The following is a 5,999-nucleotide window of genomic DNA, read 5'->3' as shown; positions in this document are numbered from 1 at the left end:
GGGGCGATCGCTACGACGCGATAAACTCGTTCCACTTTTGCACCAGGTACACGTTCTCCTTCATCGTGGAGTTCCAGCAAACGATGTTGCCGAAGCGATCCTTGAAGGAGCCGCCATCCCGCACTGCGCCCTTCTTCTCTAGCGTCTTGCCGAAGGGGTCTACCATGTCTTCGGCGGCGGGCTTGCCTTCATACCAGAAGTCCCACTCTGCCTGAGACATGTACTTCTTGGCGTTTTCTGGTGCAGCGCTGTAGTAGCCCTGGCGACCCAGGAAGGAACCGACCCAGCCCTCCAGCATCCAGTTGATGTATTCGTAGGCTGCGTCAAGTTGAATGCCCGACAGATTCTTGGACAGGCCGATGCCGCCGCCCCAGCCGCGATAGCCCTCCTTCAGCGGCGCATAGATACACTGCGTTCCCTTGGCCTTCACCGCCGTCACCGCAGGCGACCACATAGATTGCAGCACCACCTCGCCCGCATTCATCAGGTTCACCGATTCATCAAAGGTCTTCCAGAAAGCCCGGAACTGACCCGCCCGCTTCTGCTCCTTAAGAATGTTGGTAATCTGGTCGATTTCTTCGCGGGTCATGTTGCCCTTGTCGGCAAATTTCATCAGCCCCAGCGACTCGGCCACCATCGCCGCGTCCATAATGCCGATTTGGGGAATGTCCAGAATCGAGGTCTTGCCTTTGAATTCGGGATTGAACAGTTCGCCCCAGGTTTCGATCTTGCGGCCCACGAGGTCGGGACGGTAGCCCAGCGTGTCTGCGTTGTATTGGAACGGAATCAGTGTGGCGTAGTCGGTGGGGGTCGGTGAAAACTCCTTGGAGTCGGGCCCGGTGACGTATTGCACCTTGTAGGGAGCCGTGCCTTGGGACTGCTCTACAGGCATTCCCTCAAACTTGCCCTGAGTAAAGAAGGGCACAATCTTATCGTAGTCTTTCACTTTGCTGACATCGATGGGCTGGAGGTTGCCCGACGGCACGACTAGCGGCAGGCTGAAATATTCCCCGTCAAAGATGTCGTACTGTCTGGGTTGGGTAATGGCGATCTGGTTGTTTTCCTCTGTGCTGAGGGCGCGCATGTCCAGCTTAAAGCCGAGATCTTGCTGGGCTTTATCGCGAATTTCATTGATTTGCGATACGCCGGTGCCAATCAGCCGCAGGGTTACGTCCTTGGTCTGGTTGGTGTTCACCTCTGGGCCCGTAGCCGGGTTGTTGGGGGTGCCGACGGGGGCTTCGCTGCGGGCGCAACGGGTCGCAGCCAGCGCGGCTCCGGCGGCGAGTCCAGTGCGGATGACCTGACGACGAGAGATTTTAGCCATAGTGCCTAGATGTGTAGAGAATAGTGGGTAAACGTTGCGGTGCTGTTTGACTCGCTGCTAACGCGACGTTAATGCGACAAGAACACACAGTCATCAGCCAGCCAGCTTAGCGCCACGACTTGCCCTTCCTGGAGCGCTTGGCTCACCCAATCGGTGCTGCGGACTTTGTACAGCACCTCCTGGCCAGTTTTCTCTAGCGCCAGGGTGACGCGAGTGACATAGCCCGTAAATTCAATGGCTACAATTCGTGCCGTCACCTGGTTCACCAAAGCGCGGGGCGACGTATCCGCAGCCGACAGCGGTTCTACTTTGACCCGGTCTGCCCGCACCGAGCAAGCGGCCGCTGAGCCGACTTGGGCATAGTCGCCACGACACAGCAGCACTCCCAGCCCTGGTACGTCAAGCTGTACCAGATAGCCATCGGCATCTTGGTCGGCGCGGCTGACGCTGCCTTTGAAGATGTTATTGTCGCCCGTGAATCTAGCTACGAACTGGGAAATCGGCCGGACGAAGATGTCCTGGGGCGTGCCCACTTGGTCGATCCGCCCGTGATCCATGACCACGATCATGTCTGACAGGGAATAGGCTTCGTCCTGATTGTGCGTTACCTGGATGAAGGTCATGCCAAACTGCTTTTGCAGACGGCGCAGTTCGCCCCGCGTTTTTACGCGCAGATTTTCATCGAGGGCGCTGAGGGGTTCGTCTAGCATTAGCACCTGGGGACGAGTGACGAGCGATCGCGCCAGGGCTACGCGCTGCTGCTGGCCGCCGCTGAGTTGGGCAGGCTTGCGGCTGGCAAGCGGAGTCAGCCCGACGATTTCCAGAATTTCCCCCACGCGCTGGTCGCGTTCGGGCTTGGGGATATCGCGCATCCGCAGCCCAAACTCGACGTTTTGCCAGACCGTCTTGTGGGGGAACAGGGCGTAGTTTTGGAACATCATGGCGGTGCTGCGCTGGGCAGGCGGCAGGTCATTCACCCGCAGGTCGCCAATGTATACGTCGCCCTGAGTAATGTCCTCATGCCCTGCAATCATTCGCATCGTGGTGGTTTTGCCGCAGCCGCTCGGTCCCAGCAAACAGCAGTAGGAACCGGGCGGGATGTCGAGGGTGATGTTTTCAACTGCCGTCACGGGGCCGTATTTTTTGGTGACCGAGCGGAGAGATACGCCTACGGTCGTGGATGGAATGTCGTAGGGAATTGGTACAACTCCGCCCCCATCGACGGTCGGCGAAGCTGAAGCAGAGACAGATGAGTGAGTCATTAAAACATCCCCAAAAAGCCTTGAAAGAGCCTTGCAGCCTGGACGGCGGCGACGTGAGTCGGGTGATCCCCCGGATTCAGCAAGCGATTCTGAAAGGATTTATCTGAAAGGTTCTACGGGATTAAAGTCGCACTTGGCGGCTTCGTGCTTCAGATTTGCAATTCAGATGCCAGACATCTTAATGCCGAAGGAATGTCATCTATCAAAAGGCTTTAAAGATCTACACGTTGTATCTGACGCTACATTCATAACCCTCCGCAAACTCTAGAGCTTTTAGGCGCAAGTCATGGAGAATTTTAGAAAAATGTCGATTCCTGGAATTTCACTGAATTTTCTGGTGGTTTACGACTCTTTATCCCAATTGTGCCTTCAAAAACGACCGCGAAAGACTTTCCACGGCCGCTGAACGGGTTCTATGAGGCTCTCTATAGGCCTTTTTGAGGCCTTTTAGGCATAGATCGAGTCGAGCTTGATCAGCGTATGCAGCAGCACGTCCGCGCCCTGGGTGCATTGCTCTGGCGAGGTGTATTCCATGCCGGAGTGGCTGAGTCCCTCTTGGCTGGGCACGAAGATCATGCCCATGTCGGTAAAACGGCCCATCTCCATTGCGTCGTGGCCGGCGCGGCTGGGCATGTAGAGGTAGCTCAGGTTTAGGTCTTGCGAGACGGCTTCAATCGCTGCCTGGACATTGAGAGAGGCCAGCGTCGGCTCCACCGTGAGGACGGGCGCGATGTCGATGCGGGTGTGGGTGGCGATCGCAATCTCGCGCAATGATTGCTTCAGCTTCTCCAGCATTTGTTCTAGCACCACCTGCGACAGGTCGCGCATATCGACCGACAGTTCTACGGTTCCCGGCACGATGTTCATCGCGTTGGGGGCGACGGTGAGATAGCCGACAGTGGCAACGGGCTGGCTGGGCTGCTCCAGGGCGATCGCCTGCACCGACAGAATTACCTTTGCGGCGGCAATCAGTGCGTCTTGGCGCATGTCCATCGGGGTGGTGCCTGCGTGGTTGGGCTGGCCATGAATCGTGATCAGATGCCGCTGCATCCCCACTACGCCCTGCACTACGCCAATCGCCTGTCCCTTGCGCTCCAGCACGCAGCCCTGCTCCACATGCAGTTCCACAAAGGCGGCAATGTCGGCGCGGGTGCGGCGGGCGCTGGGCAGTTGGCTCCAGTCGCCGCCAATTTTCTCTAGGCACGACTCAATCGGCTGGTCGATCTTGGGCAAATAGCGCTCTGGCTGATCTAGCAGCACCGTCCCGGCGATCGCCTGCCCGCCGATCATGCTGCTCTCCTCATCGGTAAATACAATGACCTCAATGGGATGCCGCAGCCGCAGGCCGTTCTCCTTCAGCGTCCGCACGACTTCAATGCCGCCCAGCACGCCCAGCGCCCCATCAAACGGGCCGCCAGAGGGCACAGTGTCGATGTGGGAACCCGTGGCCAGGGCGGGTGCGTTGGGGTCGGTGCCCTCGTAGCGGCCGATCAGGTTTCCGGCAGCGTCCGTCCGCACGGTCATACCAGCCTCGATCATCCACTGCTGCACCAGATAGCGGGCCTGCAAGTCTTCTGGCGAGAAGGCCAGGCGGCAGATGTCGCCGTTGGGCTGCCGTCCGATTTTAGCCAGCCGATCAATGGACTGCATGAGGCGATCGCCATTGACTGCAAGCTGTTTAGAAAGAACTACCATTCCATCCCCCAAATATTGATTTTCTGTGATTTCAGCGTCAACACGGGTCACTGAGGCGATTCCCATCCCAGGTTTGATCCTGTCGGTGGCGTTGCGTCCTAGAAGATCGGCGAATCAGCACACGTCCTCAAGTTACCCAGCATAAATTGGCTTCTATATGCATACTGTATACAAAGATGCGGAAATCGCAAACTCTTGGAGCCGCGGGGTATTGCCGCCATCACTAAAAGGCGCTAAAAGGCAACCGTTCAGAGGTAGTAGTGATCCGGCAGTGAACCTGCAACAAACCCGCAGCGCTCTGCCAATTTCCCCCTTTCCCCGTCACCCTCTATACACCACTGCCCGCCATGCAAACTGCGGCAGTGCCAGCATTCGCCGCCAGCGCCACGGTTCTTGATAGAGCCGATAGACCCACTCTAGGTTGTTGTTGCGGAGCCAGCCGGGGGCACGGGTTTTGGTGCCCGACCAGATATCGAAGCTGCCGCCCACGCCGATCCAAATTGCATTGGGGCAAACATAGCGGTGTTGGGCAATCCAAAATTCTTGTCGAGGAACCCCTAGCCCCACCAAAATCAGGCGCGGCTGGAGTTCTCGGAGCCTTTCTAGCAGCGGGGCTTGCTCTTCGGGCGGGAGGTAGCCGTGCTGCACTCCGGCGATCGCCAGCCCTGGCACCTTTTCTTGCCACACCCGTGCCGCTTCCTCTGCCACACCGGGCGCACCCCCAAAGAAAAATAGAGAGTAAGGCGCACCGGGCAAGGTCGGGTCGGCAGAGGCTCGAATCACCCGCTCAGATAGCTCAATACCCGGACAGCGGCTGACGCGATGGTGTCGCAACCGCAGATATAGCACCACGCCCGCCCCGTCAGGAATCACCAGTTCTGCCTGCCGGATCACCGCTGCCAGCGCGTCGTTTTGCTCAGCCTGCATCGCCATTTCGGCATTCAGCGTGACCACATGCACCCCGCGATCGCCCGCCGCGAGTTGCGCCAGCAGCCAGTCGCCATAGTCCGGCAGCAGGTGAATGGGCAGCCCCAATACGCTGGCCGTTTTGGGTTGGAGGTTATCTGGCAGCGCGTCGATTACGTCAGGCATGTTGAGCATGTTTCCTCAAAACCACCGCTGATTATTATGCCCCAACGGGTCGTCCCTGATGGTTTTCTGCTGGGAGGGTGCATTAGAGGGAATGTCTCGATAGGCGATCGCCACCGTAGGGAATTTTATTTTAAGGACAGGTTGGCTGGTGCATCTCTCACACTCTGATGAATCTCTATGAAAGCTTTAACTCGTTTGGGGGCAGGGTCTTTGCCCCTCCGGTTCGAGCGCGACGTGGCGATGGGGTTTACGCTGATCGAGAAAATTGCGGTCGTGGCGATTATTACGGTTCTGATGGCGATCGCCGCCCCTAGCTGGATTACTTTCTTTAGCGCCCGCAGTCTCAACGTAGCCCAGGATGAAATCTTTCAAACCATGCGGCTGGCCCAGTTTCGGGCAGAGCAAACCCGCTCCACCTGGCAGGTCAGCCTGCGGACAGACTCCTACGGCTTTGTGCAAGTTGCCGCCCATCCGATCAACACCCCCATTGAACAGATTTTGTGGCGCGACCTCGACCCCAGTATTCAGCTTCATCCCACAGAAATGACGCTGTATCAAACGGGTGGGCTGTATCGCGTTCAGTTTAATCATCAAGGTCGAGTCCTTGGGCAACTGGGCCGGGTGAC

General features: G+C 57.7%; 5 protein-coding genes. 1 reads left to right on the top strand and 4 read right to left on the bottom strand.

Annotation, left to right across the window (positions count from 1 at the left end; all coding sequences use genetic code 11):
- Positions 1 to 10: 10 nt before the first annotated feature.
- From IGS51_RS17265 to IGS51_RS17250, 4 genes are all read right to left on the bottom strand, one after another.
- Positions 11 to 1,324 carry an extracellular solute-binding protein gene (locus IGS51_RS17265; protein ID WP_297080056.1) on the bottom strand — a complete coding sequence of 438 codons (1,314 nt, stop codon included), beginning with the start codon at positions 1,322 to 1,324 and terminating at the stop codon, positions 11 to 13.
- Between the two features lie 68 nt (positions 1,325 to 1,392).
- Positions 1,393 to 2,586 carry an ABC transporter ATP-binding protein gene (locus IGS51_RS17260; RefSeq protein ID WP_297080055.1) on the bottom strand — a complete coding sequence of 398 codons (1,194 nt, stop codon included), beginning with the start codon at positions 2,584 to 2,586 and terminating at the stop codon, positions 1,393 to 1,395.
- A gap of 447 nt (positions 2,587 to 3,033) precedes the next feature.
- Entirely contained in the window at positions 3,034 to 4,281 is a 1,248-nt protein-coding gene (locus IGS51_RS17255) for a Zn-dependent hydrolase (RefSeq protein ID WP_297080054.1), read from the bottom strand.
- 321 nt (positions 4,282 to 4,602) lie between these two features.
- On the bottom strand, positions 4,603 to 5,373 hold the full coding sequence (locus IGS51_RS17250; protein WP_297080053.1) for a WecB/TagA/CpsF family glycosyltransferase: 771 nt from the start codon (positions 5,371 to 5,373) through the stop codon (positions 4,603 to 4,605).
- Positions 5,374 to 5,550: 177 nt separating this feature from the next.
- Between IGS51_RS17250 and IGS51_RS17245 the strand changes: the two genes are divergently transcribed.
- Positions 5,551 to 5,999 (top strand): Tfp pilus assembly protein FimT/FimU (locus IGS51_RS17245; protein WP_297080052.1); only part of this gene is annotated, 449 nt, incomplete at its 3' end.

Source organism: Thermoleptolyngbya sp. M55_K2018_002 (genome assembly GCF_015295965.1).
In the GTDB taxonomy this organism is placed as follows: domain Bacteria; phylum Cyanobacteriota; class Cyanobacteriia; order Elainellales; family Elainellaceae; genus Thermoleptolyngbya; species Thermoleptolyngbya sichuanensis.
The sequence above is the reverse complement of the archived record's forward strand: the minus strand, read 5'-3'. Positions and strand labels throughout refer to the sequence as shown.

What these genes read in the sequence shown, in the direction of transcription:
- IGS51_RS17250 (WP_297080053.1), bottom strand. Translation starts at nt 5,373, where the DNA reads ATGCCTGACGTAATCGACGCGCTGCCAGATAACCTCCAACCCAAAACG.
- IGS51_RS17265 (WP_297080056.1), bottom strand. Translation starts at nt 1,324, where the DNA reads ATGGCTAAAATCTCTCGTCGTCAGGTCATCCGCACTGGACTCGCCGCC.
- IGS51_RS17260 (WP_297080055.1), bottom strand. Translation starts at nt 2,586, where the DNA reads ATGACTCACTCATCTGTCTCTGCTTCAGCTTCGCCGACCGTCGATGGG.
- IGS51_RS17255 (WP_297080054.1), bottom strand. Translation starts at nt 4,281, where the DNA reads ATGGTAGTTCTTTCTAAACAGCTTGCAGTCAATGGCGATCGCCTCATG.